Source organism: Pseudoxanthomonas fibrivorans (assembly GCF_041464125.1).
Lineage (GTDB): Bacteria > Pseudomonadota > Gammaproteobacteria > Xanthomonadales > Xanthomonadaceae > Pseudoxanthomonas.
In genome coordinates, this window is the sequence record NZ_JBGNUG010000001.1 from 788,952 (window position 1) to 813,011 (window position 24,060).

The following is a 24,060-nucleotide window of genomic DNA, read 5'->3' on the forward strand; positions in this document are numbered from 1 at the left end:
TGCCACGATCGGGCGGCGAAGACAGGAGCATCGGCATGAGCGACACGCAGGTCCCGCCGTGGGCGGCGCTGATCCGGGAGGTGCCGGACTTCCCGTCGCCGGGGGTCGTCTTCCGGGACATCGCGCCGCTGCTTGCCGACGCCGACGCGCTGGCGGCGATGCTGTCCGCGCTCGCCGCACCATGGCGCGCTGCCGGCATCGAGGCGGTCGCGGGCACCGAGTCGCGCGGCTTCATCCTCGGCGCCGCGCTCGCGCGCGAGCTGGGCGCCGGCTTCGTGCCGCTGCGCAAGCCGGGCAAGTTGCCCGGCCCGCTGCTCGAGGAGGCCTACGCGCTCGAGTACGGCAGCGACCGCCTGCAGATGCAGGCCGCCGCGTTGCCGCCGGGGACGCGCGTGCTGCTGGTCGACGACGTGCTGGCCACCGGCGGCACGCTGGCGGCGGCCGCCCGCCTGATCGGGCGCCAGGGCGCGATGCTGGCCGGTGCCGCCGTGCTCATCGAGCTGGCCGGCCTGCGCGGGCGCGAACGCTGGCCCGCTTCCGTGCCGCTGCGGGCGCTGCTGCGGCACTGACGCGCGCGGTGGCGGCGTCGCCGCCGGGAGGGGCAGCGCGGTGCGCGCTCAGGTCGAGCGGGTCCGCAGCGTGCGCGGTGCCACGCCGGTCCAGCGCTTGAATGCGCGCCGGAATTCGCGTGGATCATGGAAGCCGATCGCCGCGCCGACCGCCGCGATGTTCGAGCTGGCGCCGGCCAGCAGGCTCTCGGCGGCGTCACGCCGCAGCCGGTCGTGGATCGCCTTGAAGCTGGTCCCGGCATCGCGCAGGTGGCGCCGCAGGGTGCGCTCGTTCACGTGCAGCTCGGCCGCGATGTCGACCAGGCGGGGGGCATCGGCCAGCTGCAGGCTCACCAGCTTCTCGACCGCGGCGACGATCCCGCTCGATGCGCGCGCGCTCGGCATCTGCTGCCGGCACAGGTCGAGGAGCTGACGCGAGGTGGCCGGGTTGTGCGCCGGCATCGGCGAACCGAGCCAGCCGCCGTCGATGACCACGCGGTTGGCCTGCGCGCCGAACCGGACCTCGCACCCGAACAGCTTGCGGTATTCCGGCGCGTAGGGCGGCGCCGGGTACGCCAGTTCGACCAGGGCGGGCCCGAACCACGGTCCGAGCAGGCCACGGCACAGCATCAGGCAGCTGGAGAACAGTTCCTCGCACAGGAACGGCTCGATGTCCGGCTCGGGCGTGCCCATGCGCGCGGTCATCGCCACCCCGGGCCGCTCGTCGGCCAGCGCGACCGATTCCAGCTGCAGCTCCATCATCGCGCCGGTGATCGGGGCGAACTCCACCCCGGTGCGCAGCGCCTCGCCGAAGTTCGGCGCGGTCATCATCGCCAGCCCGAGCAGGCCGAAATGGCCCACGTCCTGGGCCTGGCCGAGCGCCAGCCCGTGCGCTTCGCCGGGCAGCGCGTGCAGGGCCCGGCCGACGATCTGGCAGGCCTGGCGGTAGGACAGGTACACGGGGGCGCCGGCGCCGAACTGGGCGCGCTGCAGCCGTGTGCCCTCGAACCAGCCATCGCAGGACACGCCCAGCCGGTCGGCCATGCCGACCAGGCCGGCGACGATCCCGCACTTGATGTTGGCGCCGTGCAGGGGCGGGACGTCGGTCGGGAGTTTTGCCGCCATCGGTCACAGCCTGTCCGTTTTTCCCCCCGACATTATGCCGGCTTTGCCCTCCGCAGGCGTCTGGATGCAAGGGAAACTACCGGCCGGCCACATCACCGTGGCGCTGACCGGGGGCGGACGATGGGCGAGCGGAACGGGCGGGGCGAGGGGCGCACGAAGGGCTGGACGCAGGGCCTGCTGGTGGCCGGGCTGGCGGCGGCGCTGGCCGGATGCGGCGACGGCGGCAGCGGGCACGTACCGACCGCGGCAGTGGCCGAGGGCGATGCCGCCTTCGCCGACGTCCTGCGCCAGAAGCTGCTCGACGCCAGGCCCGGCGACGTCATCGAGGTTCCCGCCGGCCGCTACACCTTCGACCGCGGCCTGAGCCTGCGCGTGGACAACGTGACCCTGCGCGGCGCCGGGCAGGACAAGTCGGTGCTCAGCTTCAAGGGGCAGAAGGCCGGCGCCGAGGGCCTGCTGGTCAACGCCGACCACTTCACCATCGAGAACCTCGCGATCGAGGACGCCAAGGGCGACGGCCTGAAGATCAACGAGGCCGAGCACGTCACCATCCGCGGCGTGCGCGTGGAGTGGACCGGAGGCCCGAAGACCGCCAACGGCGGCTACGGCCTGTACCCGGTGCGCACCCGCAACGTGCTGATCGAGGATTCGATCGCCATCGGCGCGTCGGACGCGGGCATCTACGTCGGCCAGTCGCAGGACGTGATCGTCCGCAACAGCCGCGCCGAATACAACGTCGCCGGGATCGAGATCGAGAACACGATCAACGCCGACGTCTACGGCAACGTCGCCACCAACAACACCGGCGGCATCCTGGTGTTCAACATGCCGGCGCTGAAGCAGCCAGGCGGCAACATCCGCGTGTTCAAGAACCAGGTGTTCGCCAACAACACCGGCAACTTCGGCGCCAAGGGCACCCCGGTGGCCAGCGTCCCGGCCGGCAGCGGCGTGGTGATCAACTCCAATGACGACGTCGAGATCTTCGACAACGACATCAGGGACAACAAGACCGCCAACATCATCGTGTCGAGCGTCTATTCCACCGGCTACAGCGACGACAGCCGCTCGGAGTCGTTCGATCCCTACCCGGAGCGGATCTCGGTGCACGGCAACCGCCTGTCCGGCGGCGGCGACGCGCCGGACGGGCTGGACCTGAAGGCGCTCAAGGTCGCGCTGTTCGGGCTCAACGGCCGGCTGCCCGACGTGCTGTGGGACGGCTACGCCAACGCCAGCCTCGCCGACGGCCCGCAGATCTGCCTGCACGGGGTCTCGGGCGTGGTCAACGCCGACGGCCCGAACCGCTACAAGAACCCCAGCAGCGATGCGTCCGGCTTCGGCTGCACGCTGCCGCCGCTGCCGCAGGTGGACCTCAAGCGTGGTTGAACCGATGTCCCGCGGGCGCGGCCCGCTGTCGCGGAAGCTGATCGCCCTGGCCGGCGCGCTGGTGCTGGCCGCGGGCGTGGTCGCCGGTTGCCGGCCCGGCGCCGGCGGGCAGGTGGTGTTCCATGCCGAAGGCCAGCCCGAATCGCTGGCCGACTGGCACCTGTTCGACATGTCCGGCGGGCGGATGGCGCCGAACGCGCGGGTCCTGCCGTACGACCTCAACACGCCGCTGTTCACCGACTACGCGCACAAGCTGCGCACGGTCTGGATGCCCGAAGGCAGCACCGCACGCTACGACGCGAACGAGGCCTTCGACTTCCCGGTCGGGACCATCATCAGCAAGACCTTCTACTACCCGCGGCTGGAGGGCGAGGCGCGCGACAGCCAGCGGGTGCTGCGCAGCCAGGGCGACGAAGGCGCGCTGCCCGGCGGGGCGCTGGACCTGGACAGGGTGCGGCTGGTCGAGACCCGCCTGCTGGTCCGCCGGGAAGCCGGCTGGGTCGCGCTGCCCTACGTGTGGAACGACGCGCAGACCGGGGCGCGGCTGATGCGCGCCGGCGAGCTGGTGTCGCTGACCTTGGTCGGGGCCGACGGCGCCGAGGAGGAGGCGGCCTACCAGGTACCCGACCAGAACCAGTGCGCGGGCTGCCACGGCAGCGACCTGGCCACCCGCGAACTGCATCCGATCGGGCCCAAGGCGCGGCACCTCAACCGCGACCACGCCTATCTGCAGGCGGACGGCAGCACGCTGACCGCCAACCAGCTGGCACGGTGGCAGGCCGTGGGCTACCTCGCCGGCGCCCCGGTCGCGGCGGCAGTACCGCGCGTGGCGGACTGGCAGGACCGGGCCGCCTCCGTCGACGCGCGCGCGCGCGCCTACCTGGACATCAACTGCTCGCACTGCCACAGCGCGTCAGGGCCCGGCAACACCTCCGGCCTCTGGCTGGCCAGCGACGTGGCCGAGCCGTTGCGCCTGGGCCGCTGCAAGCTGCCGATCGCCGCCGGCCACGGCACCGGCAACCGCCGCTACGACATCGTGCCCGGCAAGCCCGACGAATCGATCCTGACCTACCGGATGGTCAGCAACGACCCCGGGGTGATGATGCCGGAGCTGGGACGCAGCGTGACCCATGCCGAGGGCGTGGAGCTGATCCGCGCCTGGATCGCCGGGCAGCACGGCGAGTGCGGCGACACCGGCTGAACCACCGAATCCCCGCGACCGGCCGCTTGGGGGAGTGCCGGATGCAGGGTACGCGCGGATGCCGCCAGTGCAGCGGCGGCATCCGCGCACTTTCCTCCAGAACCCGCAAGACCAACCAGCCACAGCGCGAGTAGGGGAGAACTCCATGATGGTCCGCAAGCATCCTTTGAGCCTGCGCATCCGCCAGGCACTGTTCGGTGGCCTCGCGGCGGGCGCCGCGTCCATCGCGTTCGCCGCGCCGCAGGAGGGCGAGGCCGCCTCCTCGGCGGTCACGCTCGACACGATCACGGTGACCGCGCAGAGCCGCGAGCAGGAACTCCAGGACGTGCCCATCGCGCTGCAGGTGGTCACCGCGCAGATGCTGGACGACGTCGCCGCGCAGGACCTGAGCGACATCGACATGTTCGTGCCCGGCCTGGTGGTCGACGGCCAGCAGCCGACCCAGCCGAGCTTCGAGCTGCGCGGGATCAGCACCGACGACTTCGGCATCGGCACCGACCCGGCGGTCGGCGTGTACGTGGACGGCGTCTACGCCGGACGCGGCGGCGGCGTGCTGCTGCCGTTCACCGACGTGGCCCGCATCGAGGTGCTGAAGGGTCCGCAGGGCACGCTGTTCGGCCGCAACACCGCGGCCGGCGCGATCTCGATCGTCACCCACCGCCCCGGCGCCGACGCCGAAGCCCGTGCGCGCCTGCGCCTGGCCGAGTACGGCAAGCGCTACGTCGACGCGATGGCTAACATCCCGGTGGGCGAGGACTCCGCGTTCCGCCTCAACGGCGTGTTCAACCAGGCCGATGGCTGGATCCAGGACGCCAACACGGGCCGGGACCTGGCGCCCGAGGACAACTGGGCGACCCGCGCCGCCTTCAGCACCCGCTTCGGCGACAACACCACCGCCTGGGTGACGTGGGACCACGAGAACCTGGACCAGCTCGGCCAGGCCACCATCGGCGTGGTCGCGCTGCCGGCCGCGCCCGGGGTGCCGCCGCTGCCGGTGGACGAGGCCGCCTACCTTGACCCGCGCCGCACGCCGGCGGCGGTGGACGTGGACGGCAACGAGGAGTCGCGCAGCTTCGATGGCCTGACCCTGATCGTGGACCACGCGTTCGAGTGGGGCAACCTGACCTCCACCACCGCGCTGAAGGACTACGACTCGCTCAACCGGGTCGAGGAGGACGGCACCGACCGCCGCGACCTGTACGTGGACTCGGTCAACACCGAGAGCAACCGCAACTTCTACCAGGAGTTCAAGTTCTCCGGCAGCGGCGAGCGCTTCGACTGGGTGGCCGGCGCCAGCTACTACCGCGAGAAGGCCGACCAGACCAGCGAGGTCAACGCCTACACCGATTCGGTCGACACCATCGTGCGCAACATGGGGATGGCCCCGACCCCGGACGGCACCCTGTTCGGCTTCACCAGCCAGGTGATGCAGATGTACGGCATCCCGTTGACGCTGCTGGGCGAGCCCTGGAACGAGAAGTTCGTCAACTCGCTCGAGACCAGCGCCTACGCGCTGTACGGCGACGTGATCTGGCGGGTCAACGACCGCTTCAACCTGACCTTCGGCCTGCGCTACACCCGCGACGAAAAGGAGTTCAGCTGGTTCAACGACCAGCGCTACGCGCCGGGCCTGGACGCGACCCTGGACGCGATGGAGGCGATGGGGATCTTCGCGATGCTGGGCATCCCGAAGGAGGCCTACATCTTCGACATCGCCTTCATCGACCCGCCGGCGATGATGAACAAGGGCGTCACCACCCGCGATTCCGACAGCTGGGACGACATCAGCCCGCGCCTGGTCGCCGACTACCACTTCACCGACGACCTGATGGGCTTCGCCTCGGTGGCCAAGGGCTACAAGGCCGGCGGATTCAACGCGCTGCAGATCGGCAGCCAGTTCGACAACGAAGACGTGTGGAACTTCGAGGCCGGCGTCAAGCACGTGCTGCCCGAGCATGGCCTCCAGTACGACGCGTCGGCCTACTACTACACCTACGACAACCGCCAGGCGATCCGCCTCGACACCACCACCGCGATCCCGCGCTACGTGGTCGACACCTCCGACCTGGAAGCCTGGGGCGTGGACTTCAACGCCGCCTGGCGCGCCACCGCGGCGCTGACCCTGGACTTCAACGCCGGCTACATCGACGCCACCTACAAGCAGTACGTGACCCCGGAGGGGATCGACGTCAGCGGCCAGCCGACCGGCATCCCGAAGTGGTCGATGGCCGCCGGCGCCGCCTACGTCTGGGATCTCGACGAGCACGGCAGCGTCCGCGCCGCCGTCCGCTACGGCTACCGCGGCAAGACCCGCTGCAGCGACGAGTCGCAGAGCCAGGGCACCTGCGGCGTGAGCCCGGCGCTGCGCCTGGGCGAAGCGCAGGAACTGGCGAACCTGCGGGTCGGCTGGACCTCGGCCGGCGGCCGCTACGGGGTGGCCGTGTACGGCGAGAACCTGCTCGACAACCAGTACGTCAACGGCCTGGCCACCTATGGCAAGACCGTGCTGGGCACCGTCGGCGCGCGCCTGACCCCGCCGCGCGTGTGGGGCGTGGAGTTCACCGCGGGCTTCTGATCCGGCTTCCCGTGCTGGCGGGAGTGGGGCTGGCGGGGCGCGACGGGCGCCCCGCCGGCCCCGTTTTTTTCGGGGCGAACGCGGTGCCGGCATCCCGCCTTCGCCCGCGATCAGAACCGGGCAGGTGCGGGCGCCGCCAGCGCGCCGCTCACAGGGGGCGAACCCGGAACCGGCGGCCCTTGATCCTGCCCGCCTCCAGCTGCTTAAGCGCGCGTGGCGCCTGCTCGCGGGCGATCGCCACGTAGGACCGGGTGGCGTGGATGGCGATCTTGCCGATCGCCTTGGCCGGCACTCCCGCGTCGCCGGTCAGCGCGCCGAGGATGTCGCCGGCGCGCAGCTTGTCGGTCTTGCCGCCGTCGATGCGCAGGGTGGCCATCGTCGCCTGCGCCGGCTGCGCCGGGCGGCCGGTGGCCAGGGGCGAGGATTCGCGCGTCGGCGGCGCCGCCTGGGCGGCGGCGACCATCTCCGCCCGCGGGTTCTCGCGCGGCGCGACCAGGCTCAACGCCAGGCCCGTGCGGCCGGCGCGGCCGGTGCGGCCGATGCGGTGGCGGTACGCGTCCACGTCGGTCGGCAATTCGTAGTTCACCACTGCGGCCAGGTCTTCCACGTCGATGCCGCGCGCGGCCACGTCGCTGGCGACCAGGACGTTGCAGCTGCGGTTGGCCAGCTGCAGCAGCACTTCGTCGCGGTCGCGCTGTTCCATGTCGCCGTGCAGGGCCAGGGCGGAGAAGCCGAACTGGCGCAGCGAACCGGCGACCTCGTCCACGTCCTTGCGCGTGTTGCAGAACACCACCGCCGATTCGGGCCGGTAGCGCAGCAGCAGGCCGGCCACGGCCTTCTGCCGGTGTGCCGGGTCGACGTCGAAGAAGCGTTGCTCGATCGCCGGCGCGCTTTCCGCGCCTTCGTGCGCGACCTCCACCGGCTCGCGCAGCAGCTGCCGGGCCAGTTCGCGGATCTCCCCGGGGAAGGTGGCCGAGAACAGCAGGGTCTGCCGGTGCCTGTCGCAGCGGCCGGCGATCTCGCGAACGGGTTCTTCGAAGCCCATGTCGAGCATGCGGTCGGCCTCGTCCAGCACCAGCGTGCGCACGCCGCCCAGGTGGAGGACGCGCTTGCGCGCCAGTTCCTGGATCCGGCCGGGCGTGCCGACCACCACCTGTGGGTCGTGCGCCTGCAGCGAGGCGATCTGCGGGTCGAGCGCGGTGCCGCCGGTGAGGATGCTCAGCTTGAGGTTGGGAATGCCGGTGGCCAGCCTGCGCAGCTGCTTGCCGACCTGGTCGGCCAGTTCGCGGGTCGGGCACAGCACCAGCGCCTGCGCGCGGCTGACCGCCGGGTCCAGCCGCTGCAGCAGGCCCAGGCCGAACGCGGCGGTCTTGCCGCTGCCGGTCGGCGCCTGCGCGATCAGGTCGCGGCCCTCGAGGATCGGTGGCAGCGCGGCCGCCTGGATCGGCGTGGCGGTGGTATAGCCCAGGGCGTCCAGGCCGGGGCGCAGGGCGGGGGAGAGCGGCAGCGAGGCGAAATCGGTCATGCGCCATTTTCGCAGGTCGCGGCCTCCACTGCCCGCCGGGGCCGCGCGGGACCGGCCTGGCCCGGTGCGCGGGCCGCTACAATTGGAACCGCCGGCGTTCCCGCCGCCCCAGACCAAGCCGCAGCCCCCGCTGCCGCCCCTCCCGAAGCGCATGCCCCTGATCACCCTGCACAACGTCGACTACAGCGTCGGCGGCCCGTTGTTGCTCGACCATGCCGACCTGTCGATCGAACCCGGCGAGCGCATCGCCCTGATCGGCCGCAACGGCGCCGGCAAGTCGACCCTGCTCAAGCTCATCGCCGGCGAACTGCAGCCGGACGACGGCCAGGTGCGGGTCCAGGGCGGGGTCCGCGTGGCCCGGCTGGAGCAGGAAGTGCCGGGCGGCACCGGGGGCGACATCTTCGACGTGGTCGCCGGCGGCCTGGGCGAGCTGGGGGCGTGGCTGGCCGAGTTCCACCACCTCAGCCACGCCGCGGAGTACGACGCGGCCGCGGTGTCCAAGGTGCAGGCGAAGATCGACGCGGCCGACGGCTGGGCGCTCGACCGGCGGGTGGGGGAGGTGCTCACCCGGCTGGACCTGGACGGCGATGCGGCGTTCGCGCGCCTGTCCGGCGGCATGAAGCGCCGGGTTTTGCTGGCCCGGGCGCTGGTCAGCGCGCCCGACGTGCTGCTGCTGGACGAGCCGACCAACCACCTGGACATCGAGGCGATCGACTGGCTCGAGTCGTTCCTGAAGGAATGGACCGGCAGCGTCGTCTTCGTCACCCACGACCGCCGGTTCCTGCGGGCGCTGGCGACCCGCATCGTCGAGATCGACCGCGGCCAGCTGACCAGCTGGCCGGGCGACTGGGCCAACTACGAGCGCCGCCGCGAGGAGCGCCTGAACGCCGAGGCGCAGGAGAACGCGCGCTTCGACAAGCTGCTGGCGCAGGAGGAGGCGTGGATCCGCCAGGGCATCAAGGCCCGCCGCACCCGCGACGAAGGCCGCGTGCGCCGGCTCAAGGCCATGCGCACGGAGCGCGCGCAGCGCCGCGAGCTCGCGGGCAACGTGCGCATGGAAGCCGCGCAGGGCGAGTCCTCCGGCAAGAAGGTGGTCGAGGCGAAGGAGGTGTCGTTCGCGTTCGGCGAGCGGAGCATGGTCCGCGACTTTTCCACCACGATCCTGCGCGGCGACCGCATCGGCCTGATCGGACCCAACGGCAGCGGCAAGACCACCCTGCTCAAGCTGCTGCTCGGCGAACTGCAGCCGCAATCGGGCGAGATCAGGGCCGGCACCAACTTGCAGGTCGCCTACTTCGACCAGTACCGCGCGGCGCTGCGCGAGGACTGGAACGCGATGGAGAACGTGGCCGGCGGCCAGGACTTCGTCGACCTCAACGGCAGCCGCAAGCACGTGCTGGCCTACCTGCAGGATTTCCTGTTCACCCCTGAGCGGGCGCGGGCGCCGATCACCCGCCTGTCCGGCGGCGAGCGCAACCGCCTGCTGCTGGCGCGCCTGTTCGCGCAGCCGTCCAACCTGCTGGTGATGGACGAACCGACCAACGACCTGGACGTGGAGACCCTGGAACTGCTGGAGGAGCTGCTGGCCGATTACGCCGGCACCCTGCTGCTGGTCAGCCACGACCGCGACTTCCTCGACAACGTGGTCACCTCCACGCTAGTCATGGAAGGCGAGGGCCGCGTGGGCGAGTACGTGGGCGGCTACACCGACTGGCTGCGCCAGCGTCCCGCGACGACGGAAGCCGCAGCGAAGCCCGCGCGGTCGAAGGCTGCCGATACCGGCGTGGCGCCGGTGGCGGCTCCGGCCCCCGCCGCGGCCCGGCGCAAGCTCAGCTACAAGGACACGCGCGAGCTGGAGCTGCTGCCCGCGCGGATCGAAGCGCTCGAGGCGGAGCTGTCGGCGCTGGCCGCGGCGATGTCCGAGGCCGGCTTCTACCAGCAGGATCCGGGTGCGGTGGCCGCCCACACCCGGCGCATGGCCGAGGCGCAGGACGAACTGGACACGGCCTACGCACGCTGGTCGGAGCTGGACGGCTGACGCGGCCGGCGCAGGGGGCAGGCGTCAGGGCGCCTCGTCCGTCGTCTCCGCAGCGCCGTCCATGAAGGCCCAGAACGGCACCTCGGCCTCGGCCCACCAGGCCGACGCCTCCTGCAGCACGCCGGCCAGCGCGTCGAACTCGCGCGGCAGCGAGGCGCGCAACGGCCCGGTGCCGTCGAGCAGCAGTACGTAGCCCGCGGCTGGCAACCATTCGAGGTCGCGCAGCGCATCCATCAGCGCGTCCCAGTTGCCGCCACGCCCGCCCGGGAGGTCGAGCACGGTGGCGATGCGCAGCAGCAGCGCGCGCTTGTCGCGGCATCCATCCAGGTCCAGGCGCCGCACCAGCAGGCCCGCATCGCGCGCGGCGGCGGCCAGGACCGGCAGGTCGCCTGCCGCCACCTCGTAGACGCCGGCGCGGGATGCATCGTCCAGGCCGAGGTTGAATCCCGATCCGCTCATGGGGCGGCCTCCGCGGCGGGCGGTTCGAACCGGCGGAAACTGTCGTAGTGGTCGGCCGTGTAGTACCACTCGGCCGGCGGATCGCCGCCGGTGACGATCCGCCGCGCTCCGCGGTGCGACAAGCCGGGGGTAGGGACGGTGTATTCGCGGTAGTAGCCGTGGTCGCGTGCCGGCAGCCGGCGCTCGCGGTTGCCGAATACGCTGCCGTCCTGCCGGTGCGCGAAGCGGTCGCCACGCTGGATGGCGGCGATGACCGGCGCCGCTTCCGCCGGCAGGAAGCCGGGCAGGACCGCCTGCGCGTCGCCGGCACCGCCAGCGACCGCGGTGCGGTCGTGTCCGGTCGCTTCGGCCGGGGCGGACGGCCGTTGCTGGTGCCATGCCAGCGCGAACAGCAGGATCGCGGCGGCAAGCCAGGGCAGGGCGCGCGAAAGCGGCATGCGTCGTCGGGGTGATGGCATGCGCCGCAGTATGCGCGACGGCAGGCGCGCCAGCGGTCGCGCCGCCGCTTGCCGTTGTCGTGCGCTTCACGTCGGCCGAACCGCGGCTGCGCGACCCTGTCGGCCCCGTCGGGCAAGAGCGGCGCGGCGGCGGCCGGGATGCAGCATTCCCCGTCGTGGCTTGGTTGCCCGGCCCCGCGTCCCTACACTGTGCCGGCCGCGCCCGGGACTGTCCGGGCACGAAATCCAAGGAGACCACCGTGGCCTATACCCTCCCCGAGTTGCCGTATGCCTACGATGCGCTGGAGCCGCACATCGATACGGAGACGATGAAGATCCACCACACCAAGCACCACCAGACCTACATCAACAACGTCAACGCCGCGCTGGAAGGCACCGAATACGCCGACCTGCCGGTCGACGAACTGGTGGCGAAGCTGAAGACCCTGCCGGAGAACCTGCAGGGCCCGGTGCGCAACAACGGCGGTGGCCACGCCAACCACACCCTGTTCTGGACGGTGATGTCGCCCAAGGGCGGCGGCGAGCCGAAGGGCGACGTCGCCAAGGCGATCGACAAGGACGTGGGCGGCTTCGAGAAGTTCAAGGAAGCCTTCACCAAGGCCGCGCTGACCCGTTTCGGCAGCGGCTGGGCCTGGCTGAGCGTCACCCCCGACAAGAAGGTCGTGGTCGAGAGCAGCGCCAACCAGGACAGCCCGCTGAGCGACGGCAACACGCCGATCCTCGGCCTGGACGTGTGGGAGCACGCCTACTACCTGAAGTACCAGAACCGTCGCCCGGAATACATCGGCGCGTTCTTCAACGTGGTCGACTGGGACGAGGTCGAGCGCCGCTACCACGCTGCGGTGAAGTAACACCCCGCATCCGATCCGGCCGCTGGTCGCGGCCGGCCGGTGCCACCGACGCCCTCGCACGCCACGCGTGCGGGGGCGTTTCCGTTGCAGCGCGTAGCCGCGCGCTCAGGCCGTGGCGATGGCCTGCGCATTGCGCTGCAGCCAGGTGCGGTACTGCAGCGGTGCGCGCCCGGTAAGCGCCTGGAAGTCGAGGGTGACCTCGGCCAGGCCGCCGGCAGCGGTGTTGCTGTCGAAGGACGCGAACACCTCCGGCAGCTGGCCCGGCAAACCGGCCTGGCGCATGGCGTCGATCAGCGCGGACACCGGCACGTCGACCACCTCGATGGCCTTCCCGGCGATGGACGCGACCAGGGCGGCGATTTCCCGCGTGGTGAACGCCTCGCTGCCGGTCAGGGTCAGGGTGCGCCTGCCATCGAAGTCCGCGGCCAGCGCGATGGCCGCCGCTTCGGCCAGGTCCTGGCGGGCGATGTGGGCGATCCGGCCTTCGCCGGCGGCGCTGTACCAGTGGCCGCTCTCCAGGATCGGGCGCAGGCCCAGGAACAGGTTCTCGAAATACCAGGCGTTGCGGAGCGCGGTCCAGTCCAGCGTGCTGGCCGCCAAGGCCTGCTCGGTGCCGTAGTGGTCCGGCGCGAACAGCAGCGGCGACCCCGGTTCGGGCTTGGGCATGGAGGTATAGACCACGTGCCGCACGCCGGCGCGCGCAGCGGCCTCGACCGCGTTGAGGTGCTGGCGCAGGCGCAGGCCCGGTTCGAGCAGGGCGTCGGTGCTCACCAGCAGCAGGCGGTGGGCGCCGGCGAAGGCGGCGTCCAGGGTTTGCGGCCGGTCGAAGTCGGCGGCACGGACCTGCACGCCACGTGCCGCGAGGTCGGCCAGCGAGGCCGGATTGCGGGTGGTGGCGATCAGGCGGTCGGCCGGGATCCGGACGACGTCGAGCAGATGGTCGATGGCGGCGCGGCCGAGATGGCCCGAAGCGCCGGTGACCAGGAGGGTGGGGGAGGCGTTCATCGCGGGTCCTTGGTACCAGAGTGGTTGTTGGTTACCATATGGTAGTAATGGCGCCGGGCCTCGCAAGGAGGGCGGCGGGAGTAACCCGGTTACCGCGCCGTAACCGGACGTGACCACTGGCGGAGGAAAGGGATGGCCCTGCATCGACAGAACAGCGGACTGGCGGAAAAGTGCCCGATCCGCGGCGTGCTGGACCGGCTCGGCGACCGCTGGACGGTGCTGCTGCTCATCGAGCTGAGCAGCGGCCAGACGCTGCGTTTCACCGAGCTGCGCCGGCGCGTGGAGGACATCTCCCCGCGCATGCTGGCCCAGACCCTGCGCCACCTGGAGGAGGACGGGCTGGTGGTGCGCCACGTGCATGCGACCGTGCCGCCGCGCGTGGACTACACGCTGACCGCACTGGGACATTCGTTCTTCGAGCGCGTGAGCGGGTTGATCGACTGGGCCGACCAGCACCAGCACCTGGTCCGCGCCGCGCGCGCGGCTTACGTGGCGCCCGCGGCGAACGCGCCGATGTAGGACGGTGCCGCCGAGCGCGTGCAGCGCGGAGGCGATCCACGAAAAAAGCCCCGGCATCGCTGCCGGGGCTTTCGCTTTCAGGACCGGGTTGCCGCGGTCAGTGCGCCGCGGGCTCGCCCTTGCCGTGCTTCTCCAGCCACTCGCGCGAGGGCTCGTCGAGCTTGTCGCCGAGCATGCGCCGGACCACGATGAAGAACACCGGGATCAGCAGCAGGCCGAGGAAGGTGGCGAAGATCATGCCGCCGATCACGCCGGTGCCGATCGCATGGCGTGCGTTCGCGCCCGCGCCGGTGGACAGGGCCATCGGCACCACGCCCATGATGAACGCGAACGAGGTCATCAGGATCGGGCGGAAGCGCAGGCGGGAGGCCTCGATGGTCGCCTCGCGCAGGGTCTTGCCGGCCAGGCGCTGCTCGACCGCGAACTCGATGATCAGGATCGCGTTCTTCGCGGCCAGGCCAATGATCGTGATCAGGCCGATCTTGAAGAAGATGTCGTTCGGCAGGCCGCGCATCAGGCTGAACATCACCGCGCCCAGCATGCCCAGCGGCACCACCAGCAGCACCGCCACCGGGATCGACCAGCTCTCGTACAGCGCCGCCAGGCAGAGGAAGACGACCACGATCGACAGCACCAGCAGCAGCGTGGCGGCGTTGCCGGCCAGGATTTCCTGGTAGGACATGCCGCTCCAGTCGTAGCCGAAGCCCGGAGGCAAGTCGTTGCTGACGATGCCTTCCATGATCTGCATCGCCTCGCCCGAGCTGTGGCCCGGGGCCGGCGAACCGACGATGTTGACCGCGGCGTAGCCCTGGTAGCGGCTGAGCGACGGCGGATTGGTGGTCCATTCGGCGTCCACCACCGTGCTCAGCGGGATCATGCTGCCGGTGGGGCTGGGCGTGTAGAAGCTGCCCAGCGATTCGGCGCCGGTGCGGAACGGGGCGTCGGCGCGCAGGTTCACGCGCTTGATGCGGCCTTCGTAGAAGAAGTCGTTGGCGTACACCGGCGCCAGCATCAGGCTGATGGCGTTGTAGATGTCGCCGACCTGCAGGCCCATCGACTGCGCCTGCACCCGGTCCACGTGCAGCTGCAGCTGCGGCGCGTCCTCCAGGCTGTTCGGGCGCACGCCCACCAGCGCCGGGTTCTGCGCGGCCTGTCCGAGCAGCATGTTGCGCGCCTGGGTCAGCGCCGCCTGTCCCTGGCCGGAGCGGTCCTGCAGCCACATGTCGAAGCCGCCGAACTGGCCCAGGCCCTGCACGGTCGGCAGGTTGACCACGAAGATCGTCGCCTCCTTGATCCCGAACAGCGCACCGTTGGCCTGCTGGATGAACTCCGGGGCGGTCAGCTCGCGTTCGTCCCAGGACTTGAGCCGGATGAAGGCCATGCCGACGTTCTCGCCCTGGCCGACGAAACTGAAGCCGGCCACCTGCAGCATGCTCTGGTAGCCGTCGATGCCCTCCAGGCGGCCGCGCATGTCGTCGAACACGTGCTGGGTGCGCTGCAGCGACGCGCCAGGCGGCAGCTGCACGATCGCCATCGCATAGCCCTGATCTTCCTCGGGCAGGAAGCTGCCGGGCATGCGCGTGAACAGGAAGCCGCACAGCAGCGCCAGCACCGCGAACAGGATCATCCAGCGCGGCGCGTGCTTGACCGCGCTGCCGATGTGGCCCACGTAGGTATGGCTGACCCGGTCGTAGTACTTGTTGAACGTGCGGAACACCCAGTTGGAATTGGCGTGGTGGCTGGGCTTGAGGAAGGTCGCGCACAACGCCGGGGTGAAGCCCAGCGCCAGGAACGCCGAGAACGCCATCGCGATCGCGATCGTGAGCGCGAACTGCTTGTAGATCTCGCCGGCCGCGCCGCCCTGCAGCGCCGAGGGGATGAACACCGCCGCCAGGACCACGGTGATGGCGACCACCGCGCCGGTGATCTGCTCCATCGCCTTGACCGTGGCGTCGTAGGGCGAAAGCCCCTCCTCGGTCATGATGCGCTCGACGTTCTCGATCACCACGATCGCGTCGTCGACCACGATGCCGATCGACAGCACCATCGCGAACAACGTCAGCTGGTTGATCGTGAAGCCAATGATCGACATGCCCAGGAACGTGCCGAGCAGCGCGACCGGGATGACCAGGGTGGGGATGATGGTGGCGCGGATGTTCTGCAGGAAGATCAGCATCACCAGGAACACCAGCACCACCGCCTCGATCAGGGTCTTGACGACTTCCTCGATCGAGATCTTCACGAAGGTGGTGGAGTCGTAGGGCGACATCCAGGTCACGCCCTGCGGGAAGGTCGCCTGCAGCTCGTCCATCTTCGCGCGCACGGCTTCGGCCACGTTCAGCGCATTGGCGCCCGGCAGCAGCTGCACCGCGAACGCGCCGATCGGCTTGCCGTCGAACTTGGTGTCGAAGCCGTACGAGCCCGGGCCGAAACTGACCCGCGCCACGTCGCGCAGGCGCACGGTCGAACCGTCGCTGTCGGCGCGCAGGATGATCTGCTCGAACTGCTCGGGCGAGCTGAAGCGGCCTTCGGCCGAGACCGTGGCGGTGAAGGCCTGGCCTTCCGGCGCCGGGTCCGAACCCACCGAGCCGGCCGCGAACTGCACGTTCTGGGCGCGGATCGCCGCCAGCACCTGGGTGGCCGAGAGGCCGAAGCCCTGCAGCTTCTCCGGGTCCAGCCAGATGTTCATCGCGTACTCGGCGCCGAACTGCTGGATGCTGCCCACGCCGGGGATGCGCGAGACCTGGTCGATCACGCGCGAGCCGTTGATGTCGTTGAGCTGGTTGCGGTCGACCGCGGGGTTGTCGGAGACCAGGCCGACCACCATCAGGAAGCCGGCGTTGGCCTTGGCCACCACCACGCCCTGCTGGGTGACCTCGGTGGGCAGCCGGGGGGTGGCCAGCGCGACCTTGTTCTGCACCTGGACCTGGGCGATGTCGGGGTCGGTGCCGGTCTCGAAGGTCAGGGTGATGCTCGCGCGGCCGGTGGCGCTGGAGGAGGAGCTGAAATACAGCAGGTGGTCGATGCCGGTGAGCTGCTGCTCGATCACCTGGGTGACCGCGCGCTCGACGGTCGAGGCGCTGGCGCCGGGATAGCTGGCGCTGACGGTGACCTGCGGCGGGGCGATGTTGGGATAGGACTCCACGCCGAGGCCGAGGATCGAGATAACGCCCGAGAGCGAGATCAGGATCGCCACGACCCAGGCGAAGACCGGGTGGTTGATGAAGAACTTGGGCATGGGCGGGTGTCCTTACTCGGCCGGCTTGTCGCCGTCGGCGGGGGCCTTGGCCGGCGCCGCGTCCTTCGCGGGGGCGGGCGCCGCGGCCTGGCCGGGCGCGGCCGGCGCCGCGGCGGCGGCGGGCTGCCACGGGGTCGCGTTCACCGGCGCGCCCTCCTTGGCCTTCTGCACGCCGGAGACGATCACCTTGTCGCCCGGGTTCAGGCCGGAGGTCACGATCCACTGCCCGTCCTGGGCCACGCCGGTGGTCAGGTTGCGCCGTTCGACGTTGCCGTCGGCACCGACCACGCGCGCGAAGGCGCCGTTGGCATCGCGCAGCACCGCTTCCTGCGGCACCAGGAACACCTCGTGCAGTTCGCCCATGTTGACCTTCAGGGTGACGAAGCTGCCCGGGAACAGCACGTTGCCGGGGTTGGGCACCTGCGCGCGCAGCGACACCGCGCCGGTTTCGGGATCGACCGTGGTGTCGGAGAAGTCGACCACGCCCGGCTGTTCGTGGACCCGGTCGCCGGGCAGCACGACCTGCACGGTCGACTTGCCGGTCCCGGCCAGCGACACGTTGGTCGCGGCGCGCAGGCGGGCCAGTTCGGTGGAGCTGATCGAGAAGTTGGCGAACAGTGGGTCGAGCTGGTCGACCGTGGTCAGCAGCGTCGCCTCGCCCTGGCCGACCAGCGCGCCCTCGGTGACGCGCTGCTTGCCGGCGCGGCCGGCGATCGGCGAGGTGACCCGGGCATAGCCCAGGTCGATCTCGGCGTTGCGGACGGTGGCGCGGGCCGCTTCCACCGCCGCGCCGGCGCTGCGCTCGGCCGCGACCGCGTTGTCCAGGTCGTTCTGCGAGACGAACTTCTGCGGCACCAGGCGGCGCGCGCGCTCGGCCACCGCCCGGGCGTTGGCGTAGGTCGCCTCGGCCTGGGCCAGCTGGCCGCGGGCCACGCCGAGCGAGGCCTGCAGCGGGGCCGGGTCGATCTCGAACAGCACCTGCCCTTCGCGCACGTCGCTGCCTTCCTCGTACACCCGGCGCAGCAGCACGCCCGGGACGCGGGCGCGCACGTCGGCGCTGCGGTAGGGCGAGAGCCGGCCGACCAGGTCGCGGGTCAGCGGCACGGTCTGCGGCTTGACCTCGACCACGCCCACTTCGGGCGGCGGCGGGGCGGCGGCTTCGTCCTTGCCGCCGCAGGCCGCGAGGGCGAGCAGGCTGCCGGCCAGGATCAGGGAGTGGTGGAGGCGCATGGGAACTCCGGGGAGGTCGATGAGAACGGGTAGGGGGTGCGTCAGCCGCGCGGGGCGGGTGGGGCGAAGGCACGCAGGAAGCTGTCGACCGCGAACTCCGCCCACTGTGTCTGCAGGCGGGTTGTGTCGCGGTGAGGAACCAGGAAGCGCTGCCGGTCGAAGTCCAGGCCGGTGATCATGCCCAGCAGCAGCTCGGCGGCGCAGTGCGGATCGTCATGCCTGAGCAGGCCACGACGCATCGCCTGTTGCAACCAGGTTGCAATGCGTCCCTGCAGGCCTTCGATCCAGATCGCGTACAGGGCGCGGACCTCGTCCGGAAATTGCGTGGCCTGGCCGGTGAGCAGGCGGGCGGTGCCGATCGTCCCGGGCTCGGAGAGCCGCTGCAGGTGGTCGCAGGCGAAGTGCACCAGTGCGCGGCGCAACGAAGCGGCATCGGGAGCCCCGGGCAGCATCGTGGCGTTGCGGCTGTCCTCGCTGAGCACCTGCAGCAGCAGGGCCTGCTTGGAGCCGTAGCGCGCATAGAGCGTCTGCTTGGAGCAACCGGCGCGGGCGGCGACGGCTTCCATGCTGACCTGCACGCCCTGTTCCCGGACCAGGTCGCGCACGGCGTCGTGGACCCGCTGCTGGCGGGCGTCGTCGGGCGCGCGGACGCTGGTGGGGCCGGAGGGCTGCATCGGACTGGACTATACCGTCCAGTTCATTAATTTGAAAGGGGCGATTTCTTCCGTCCTGCAGCAAGGCTCCCGCGGGGCCCGTGGCTACAATGCGCGCACACACTTTGCTGCGGAGTTCCAGGCTTATGAAATCCACTCCTTCCGGTGGCAAACGGACGACCGGGTCGTCCAAGGCCAAGGCGCCCGCCGCCGCGAGCGCGGGCCGCTTCTCGCTGGAGCCGGTGTACGCCGCGGCGCGCCGCATGGTGCCGGCCGCGCGCCAGGCCGAGCTGCAGGAGTTCCTCGGCGAGTTCTACCGGCGGCTGGAGGAGGACGAGTTTCCGCAGCACCCGCCGCAGGCCTGGGCCGCCATCGGCATCGACATGCTCGGCTTCGCGCGCAGGCGCAAACCAGGTGCGGCGAACGTGCGCGTGTTCAACCCGACCGTGGACGGGCACGGCTGGGATTCGCCGTACACCGTGCTGCAGATCGTCAACGACGACATGCCGTTCCTGGTCGACTCGGTGAGCATGGCCCTGGCCGAAATGGGCGTGGGCGTGCACGTGCTCGGCCATCCGCTGGTGCGCATGGCGCGCGATGCCTCCGGCAAGCTGCAGTCGGTCGGCGACGGGCGCCCTGAGTCGTTGATGCTGCTGGAGATCGACCGCCAGGCGCCGGCCGCGATGCGCCAGATCGAGCAGCGCATCAGCGAGGTGCTGGCCGAAGTGCGCGGCGTGGTCGCCGACTGGGGCCTGATGCGCGAGCGCATGCAGGTGCTCGCCGACGACCTGGCCACGCGGCGCATGCCGGTGGACGATACCGGGCGCCGCGAGGCACAGGAGTTCCTGCGCTGGACCGCGGCCGACCACTTCATCCTCTACGGCTACCGCGAGTACAAGGTCGTCCGCCAGGGCGGCGAGTCGGTGCTCGCGCCGGTCGAGGGTTCGGGCCTGGGCCTGATGCGCGGCAAGGACAACTCGGCGCCGCGCCCGGTGAAGTCGCTCGCGGCGCACGGACTGAACCGGTCCGGCAGCGCCGAGGCGCTGATCCTGACCAAGACCAACGCCCGCTCGCGGATCCACCGCAAGGGCTACATGGACTACATCGGCGTGCTCGAGTTCGACGCCAGCGGCGCGATCACCGGCGAGCAGCGCTTCCTCGGCCTGTACACCTCCAGCGCGTACAACCGCCGCCCGTGGGAGATCCCGCTGGTGCGCGAGCGCTACGAGCACGTCATGCGCCGCAGCGGGCTGTCGCCGAGCAGCCACAGCGGCAAGGCGCTGCGCCACATCCTGGAGACGCTGCCGCGCGAGGAGCTGTTCCACTCCAGCGAGGAGGAGCTGTACCGCACCGCCACCGGCGTGCTCGGCCTGCAGGAGCGGGTCCGCAGCCGGCTGTTCCTGCGCCGCGACCGCTACGGCCGCTTCTTCTCGGCGCTGGTCTACATCCCGCGCGAGCGCTTCAACACCGACGTGCGCCTGCGCATCGAGGCGCTGCTCAAGGACGCGCTGCACGGCGAGCAGGTCGATTCCAGCGTGGTCCTGGGCGAGTCCCCGCTGGCCCAGCTGCACCTGATCGTGCGCCCGCGCGCCGGCGCCGCCGCCGACCTGGACACCAGCGAGCTCGAGCGGCGCCTGGCGCACCTGCTGCGCAACTGGCAGGACGACCTGCGCGAGCTGCTGATCGCGCGCCACGGCGAGGCCGAGGGCCTACGCCTGGCCAACGGCTACGGCCGCGCCCTCCCGGCCGGCTACATCGAGGACATCTCGCCGGAGCTGGCCGCCAACGACGTCGAGCAGCTGGCCGCGCTCACCGGTCCGGAGGACCTGCGCCTGAGCCTGCACGCGGTCAGCCGCGAGGGCACGGCGGGCCTGCGCCTGAAGCTCTACCGCCAGCATGATGACATCCCGCTGTCGGACGTGCTGCCGCTGATGGAGAACATGGGCCTGAAGGTCATCTCCGAGCACCCGTACCGCCTGCAGGCCAGCCTGCCGGGCGGCGGCACCCAGCCGATCTACATCCAGGACTTCGAGGTCGAGCGGGCGCAGGCCGGCGGCGACATCGGCGCGCTCGCGCCGGCGTTCGAGGCGGCGTTCGCCGCGATCTGGTCGGGCCGGGCCGAGAACGACGGCCTCAACCGGCTGGTGCTGGCGGCCGGCCTCGAGTGGCGCCAGGTCGCGCTGCTGCGTGGCTACTGGAAGTACCTGCTGCAGACCGGCGTGCCGTTCTCGCAGAACTACGTCGAGGAAACCCTCGGCCGCTATCCGCTGCTGGCGAGGCTGCTGGTCGAGCTGTTCGAAGCGCGCTTCCACCCGGCCACGGGCAACGAATCGGCGGCTGAGATCCTGGCCGGCCAGCAGCGCCTGGTCGACCACCTGCGCGTGCTCGCCGCCGGCGAGGAGACGACGGTGAAGGCGTTGCAGGAGGTGGTCGACGCACGTAGCGCCGATCGGGAGACCCAGGCGCGAACCACGCGCGCGACGCTGCTGAAGCTGCTGGACCGGGTCGCCAGCCTCGACGACGACCGCATCCTGCGCGGCTTCATCGGCGCGATCGACGCGACCCTGCGCACCAGCTACTTCCAGCGCACCGTGGACGGCCAGCCGGCCCACTGCATCAGCTTCAAGTTCGATCCGGCGCTGGTCCCGGACCTGCCCAAGCCGCGCCCGTACCGGGAAATCTTCGTCTACGGACCGCGCGTGGAGGGCGTGCACCTGCGCTTCGGCCCGGTCGCGCGCGGCGGGCTGCGCTGGTCCGACCGGCGCGAGGACTTCCGCACCGAGGTGCTGGGCCTGGTGAAGGCGCAGATGGTGAAGAACACGGTGATCGTGCCGGTCGGCGCCAAGGGCGGTTTCTTCGTCAAGCAGCCGCCGGCATCCGGCGACCGCGACGCGGTGCTGGCCGAGGGCGTGGCCTGCTACAAGCTGTTCATCCAGGGCCTGCTCGACATCACCGACAACATCGTCGACGGCAGGATCGTGCCGCCGCGCGACGTGGTGCGCCACGACCAGGACGATCCATACCTGGTGGTCGCCGCCGACAAGGGCACGGCGACCTTCTCCGACATCGCCAACGGGCTCGCGCTGGCCCACGGCTTCTGGCTGGGCGACGCCTTCGCCTCGGGCGGCTCGGTCGGCTACGACCACAAGGGCATGGGCATCACCGCCCGTGGCGCTTGGGAATCGGTCAAGCGCCACTTCCGGGCGCTGGGCCGCGACTGCCAGAACGAGGACTTCACCTGCGTCGGCATCGGCGACATGTCCGGCGACGTGTTCGGCAACGGCATGCTGCTGTCCAGGCACATCCGCCTGGTGGCCGCCTTCGACCACCGCCATATCTTCCTGGATCCGGACCCGGACGCGGCCGCGTCGTTCGCCGAGCGCGAGCGCCTGTTCGCGCTGCCGCGTTCCAGCTGGGCCGACTACGACCTCAAGCTCGTCAGCAAGGGTGGCGGCGTGTATCCGCGCAGCGCCAAGTCGATCGAGGTCACGCCGCAGGTGCGCGCCGCGCTGGGCCTGGACGAGGCGGTCCGGTCGATGTCGCCGAACGAACTGATGTCGGCGATCCTGTGCGCCCCGGTGGACCTGCTCTGGAACGGCGGCATCGGTACCTACGTCAAGGCCGCCACCGAGCAGCACTCGGACGTGGGCGACCGCGCCAACAACGCGCTGCGCGTCAACGGCGGCCAGCTGCGTTGCCGGGTGGTGGGTGAGGGCGGCAACCTGGGCATGACCCAGCTGGGCCGGATCGAGGCCGCCCATGCCGGCGTGCTGCTCAACACCGACTTCATCGACAACTCCGCCGGCGTGGACACCTCCGACCACGAGGTGAACATCAAGATCCTGCTCAACGACGTGGTGCGTTCGAAGAAGCTGACCACGCCCGCGCGCAACAAGCTGCTGGCATCGATGACCGACGAGGTCGCGCGGCTGGTGCTGCTGGACAACTACCGGCAGAACCAGGCCATCAGCCTGATGGAGCGGATGAGCGTCAAGCGCCTGGGCTCCAAGCAGCACTTCATCCGCACGCTCGAGCAGCAGGGACTGCTCGACCGCCAGATCGAGTTCCTGCCGTCCGACGCGGAGCTGTCGGCGCGCAAGGCGCGCGGGCAGGGCATGACCCGGCCGGAGCTGGCGGTGCTGCTGTCGTACTCCAAGCTGGTGGCTTTCCAGCAGCTGCTGGACTCGGACATCCCCGAGGACCCGTACCTGTCCAAGGAACTGCAGCGCTACTTCCCGGTGCCGCTGCAGAAGAAGTACGCCGACGAGATGGAGCGTCACCGCCTCAAGCGCGAGATCATCGCCACCGCGGTGACCAACGCCACCATCAACCGGATGGGCGCCACCTTCCTGCTGCGCATGCAGGAGGACACCGGCCGCAGCCCGGCCGAGGTGGCCAAGGCCTACACGATCAGCCGCGAGACCCTGGACGCGCGGATGCTGTGGACCCAGATCGACGCGCTGGACGGCAAGCTGCCGGAGGCCGCGCAGGTCGACGCCCTGCAGGTGATCTGGGGCCTGCAGCGCTCGTTCGTGCGCTGGCTGCTCAACCGTCCCGGCCCGATGCCGAGCATCACCGAGGCGGTGGAGCGCTACCGCGACCCGTTCAACGACATCCGCGAGGCGTCGGGCGTGCTGTCCGACGCGCAGCGGCCGGCCTACGAGGCCTCGCTGCGCGAGTGGCGCGACAAGGGCATGCCGCCGAAGCTGGCGCAGCAGCTGGCCGAGCTGCCGTACCTGGAACCGGCGTTCGACATCATCGAGCTGGCGCGTTCGCGCAAGCTCAAGCCGGTGGACGTCTCGCGCGTGCACTTCCGCCTGGGCGACGCGCTGCGGCTGCCGTGGCTGTTCGAGCAGATCGACGCGCTGGCGGTCGACGGCCGCTGGCACGCGGTCGCCCGCGGGGTCATGCGCGACGAGCTGGCCGCGCACCACCGCGTCCTGGCCGGCCAGGCGATGTCCCAGCCCGGCGGTGATGCCGACGCGAAGGTCCGCCACTGGCTGTCCCGTGACGACGCCGCGCTGCGCTTCACCCTGGGCATGCTCAACGAGCTGTCGGCGCAGAAGACGCTCGACTACCCGACCCTGTCGGTGGCGGTGCAGAAGCTCGGCCAGCTGGCCGCGCGCGGCTGACCGCGGGTGGATGCCGGCGCCCGGCGCCGGCATCCATCGACGGGTTGCGCGCTTCCGGGCGCCGGATCGGAGCGTGCGGGGCATGCGCGTCGTCGCAGCCGGTGCCGGCCGGGTATCCTC

General features: G+C 70.9%; 16 protein-coding genes. 8 read left to right on the plus strand and 8 right to left on the minus strand.

The features are described from left to right. Positions 1–35 precede the first annotated feature (35 nt). Positions 36–569 (plus strand): adenine phosphoribosyltransferase, encoded by a 534-nt coding sequence (locus ACA089_RS03710; RefSeq protein WP_372013478.1) that lies wholly within the window; start codon positions 36–38, stop codon positions 567–569. A 48-nt stretch (positions 570–617) separates the two neighbouring features. On the opposite strand, the gene ACA089_RS03715 is transcribed toward ACA089_RS03710, so the two are convergent. Continuing rightward, positions 618–1,673, minus strand: coding sequence for an AraC family transcriptional regulator (locus tag ACA089_RS03715; protein WP_372013480.1), 1,056 nt, complete (start codon positions 1,671–1,673; stop codon positions 618–620). Positions 1,674–1,793: 120 nt separating this feature from the next. Between ACA089_RS03715 and ACA089_RS03720 the strand changes: the two genes are divergently transcribed. The 3 genes from ACA089_RS03720 to ACA089_RS03730 all read left to right on the plus strand — a co-directional run bounded on the left by ACA089_RS03720 (position 1,794) and on the right by ACA089_RS03730 (position 6,832). Then, entirely contained in the window at positions 1,794–3,056 is a 1,263-nt protein-coding gene (locus ACA089_RS03720) for a parallel beta-helix domain-containing protein (protein WP_372013481.1), read from the plus strand. Positions 3,057–3,060: 4 nt separating this feature from the next. Continuing rightward, positions 3,061–4,257 (plus strand): SO2930 family diheme c-type cytochrome, encoded by a 1,197-nt coding sequence (locus tag ACA089_RS03725; protein ID WP_372013483.1) that lies wholly within the window; start codon positions 3,061–3,063, stop codon positions 4,255–4,257. 145 nt (positions 4,258–4,402) lie between these two features. Continuing rightward, positions 4,403–6,832 (plus strand): TonB-dependent receptor, encoded by a 2,430-nt coding sequence (locus ACA089_RS03730; RefSeq protein ID WP_372013485.1) that lies wholly within the window; start codon positions 4,403–4,405, stop codon positions 6,830–6,832. Between the two features lie 148 nt (positions 6,833–6,980). Here ACA089_RS03730 and dbpA read toward each other — a convergent pair whose 3' ends face one another. Continuing rightward, positions 6,981–8,357, minus strand: a complete 1,377-nt coding sequence (gene dbpA / locus ACA089_RS03735; protein WP_372013487.1) for an ATP-dependent RNA helicase DbpA — start codon at positions 8,355–8,357, stop codon at positions 6,981–6,983. A 151-nt stretch (positions 8,358–8,508) separates the two neighbouring features. Here dbpA and ACA089_RS03740 point away from each other — a divergent pair, with 151 nt between their 5' ends. Then, entirely contained in the window at positions 8,509–10,395 is a 1,887-nt protein-coding gene (locus ACA089_RS03740) for an ATP-binding cassette domain-containing protein (protein WP_372013489.1), read from the plus strand. Positions 10,396–10,419: 24 nt separating this feature from the next. Here the strand turns inward: ACA089_RS03740 and ACA089_RS03745 are convergent, their stop codons facing one another. Both ACA089_RS03745 and ACA089_RS03750 read right to left on the minus strand, forming a co-directional pair. Further along, positions 10,420–10,854, minus strand: coding sequence for a barstar family protein (locus ACA089_RS03745; RefSeq protein WP_372013491.1), 435 nt, complete (start codon positions 10,852–10,854; stop codon positions 10,420–10,422). After that, complete coding sequence (locus ACA089_RS03750; RefSeq protein ID WP_372013493.1) at positions 10,851–11,291, minus strand: guanyl-specific ribonuclease; 441 nt, start codon at positions 11,289–11,291, stop codon at positions 10,851–10,853. Before ACA089_RS03750 ends, ACA089_RS03745 begins: the two co-directional genes overlap by 4 nt. A 260-nt stretch (positions 11,292–11,551) precedes the next feature. Here ACA089_RS03750 and ACA089_RS03755 point away from each other — a divergent pair, with 260 nt between their 5' ends. Then, positions 11,552–12,163 carry a superoxide dismutase gene (locus ACA089_RS03755; RefSeq protein ID WP_372013495.1) on the plus strand — a complete coding sequence of 204 codons (612 nt, stop codon included), beginning with the start codon at positions 11,552–11,554 and terminating at the stop codon, positions 12,161–12,163. Positions 12,164–12,268: 105 nt separating this feature from the next. Here ACA089_RS03755 and ACA089_RS03760 read toward each other — a convergent pair whose 3' ends face one another. After that, on the minus strand, positions 12,269–13,168 hold the full coding sequence (locus tag ACA089_RS03760) for an SDR family oxidoreductase (protein ID WP_372013497.1): 900 nt from the start codon (positions 13,166–13,168) through the stop codon (positions 12,269–12,271). 132 nt (positions 13,169–13,300) lie between these two features. Between ACA089_RS03760 and ACA089_RS03765 the strand changes: the two genes are divergently transcribed. Continuing rightward, positions 13,301–13,687: a winged helix-turn-helix transcriptional regulator gene (locus ACA089_RS03765; protein ID WP_372013499.1), complete on the plus strand. Its 387-nt coding sequence runs from the start codon at positions 13,301–13,303 to the stop codon at positions 13,685–13,687. A 97-nt stretch (positions 13,688–13,784) separates the two neighbouring features. Here the strand turns inward: ACA089_RS03765 and ACA089_RS03770 are convergent, their stop codons facing one another. From ACA089_RS03770 to ACA089_RS03780, 3 genes are read right to left on the minus strand one after another with little or no spacing between them, the layout of a single operon-like run. After that, on the minus strand, positions 13,785–16,925 hold the full coding sequence (locus ACA089_RS03770; protein WP_372013501.1) for a multidrug efflux RND transporter permease subunit: 3,141 nt from the start codon (positions 16,923–16,925) through the stop codon (positions 13,785–13,787). A 12-nt stretch (positions 16,926–16,937) separates the two neighbouring features. Then, positions 16,938–18,155 carry an efflux RND transporter periplasmic adaptor subunit gene (locus tag ACA089_RS03775; RefSeq protein WP_372013502.1) on the minus strand — a complete coding sequence of 406 codons (1,218 nt, stop codon included), beginning with the start codon at positions 18,153–18,155 and terminating at the stop codon, positions 16,938–16,940. A 41-nt stretch (positions 18,156–18,196) separates the two neighbouring features. Next, positions 18,197–18,829 carry a TetR/AcrR family transcriptional regulator gene (locus ACA089_RS03780; RefSeq protein WP_372013504.1) on the minus strand — a complete coding sequence of 211 codons (633 nt, stop codon included), beginning with the start codon at positions 18,827–18,829 and terminating at the stop codon, positions 18,197–18,199. A 125-nt stretch (positions 18,830–18,954) separates the two neighbouring features. On the opposite strand from ACA089_RS03780, the gene ACA089_RS03785 reads away from it, so the two are divergent. Continuing rightward, entirely contained in the window at positions 18,955–23,940 is a 4,986-nt protein-coding gene (locus ACA089_RS03785; protein WP_372013506.1) for an NAD-glutamate dehydrogenase, read from the plus strand. Positions 23,941–24,060 lie beyond the last annotated feature (120 nt).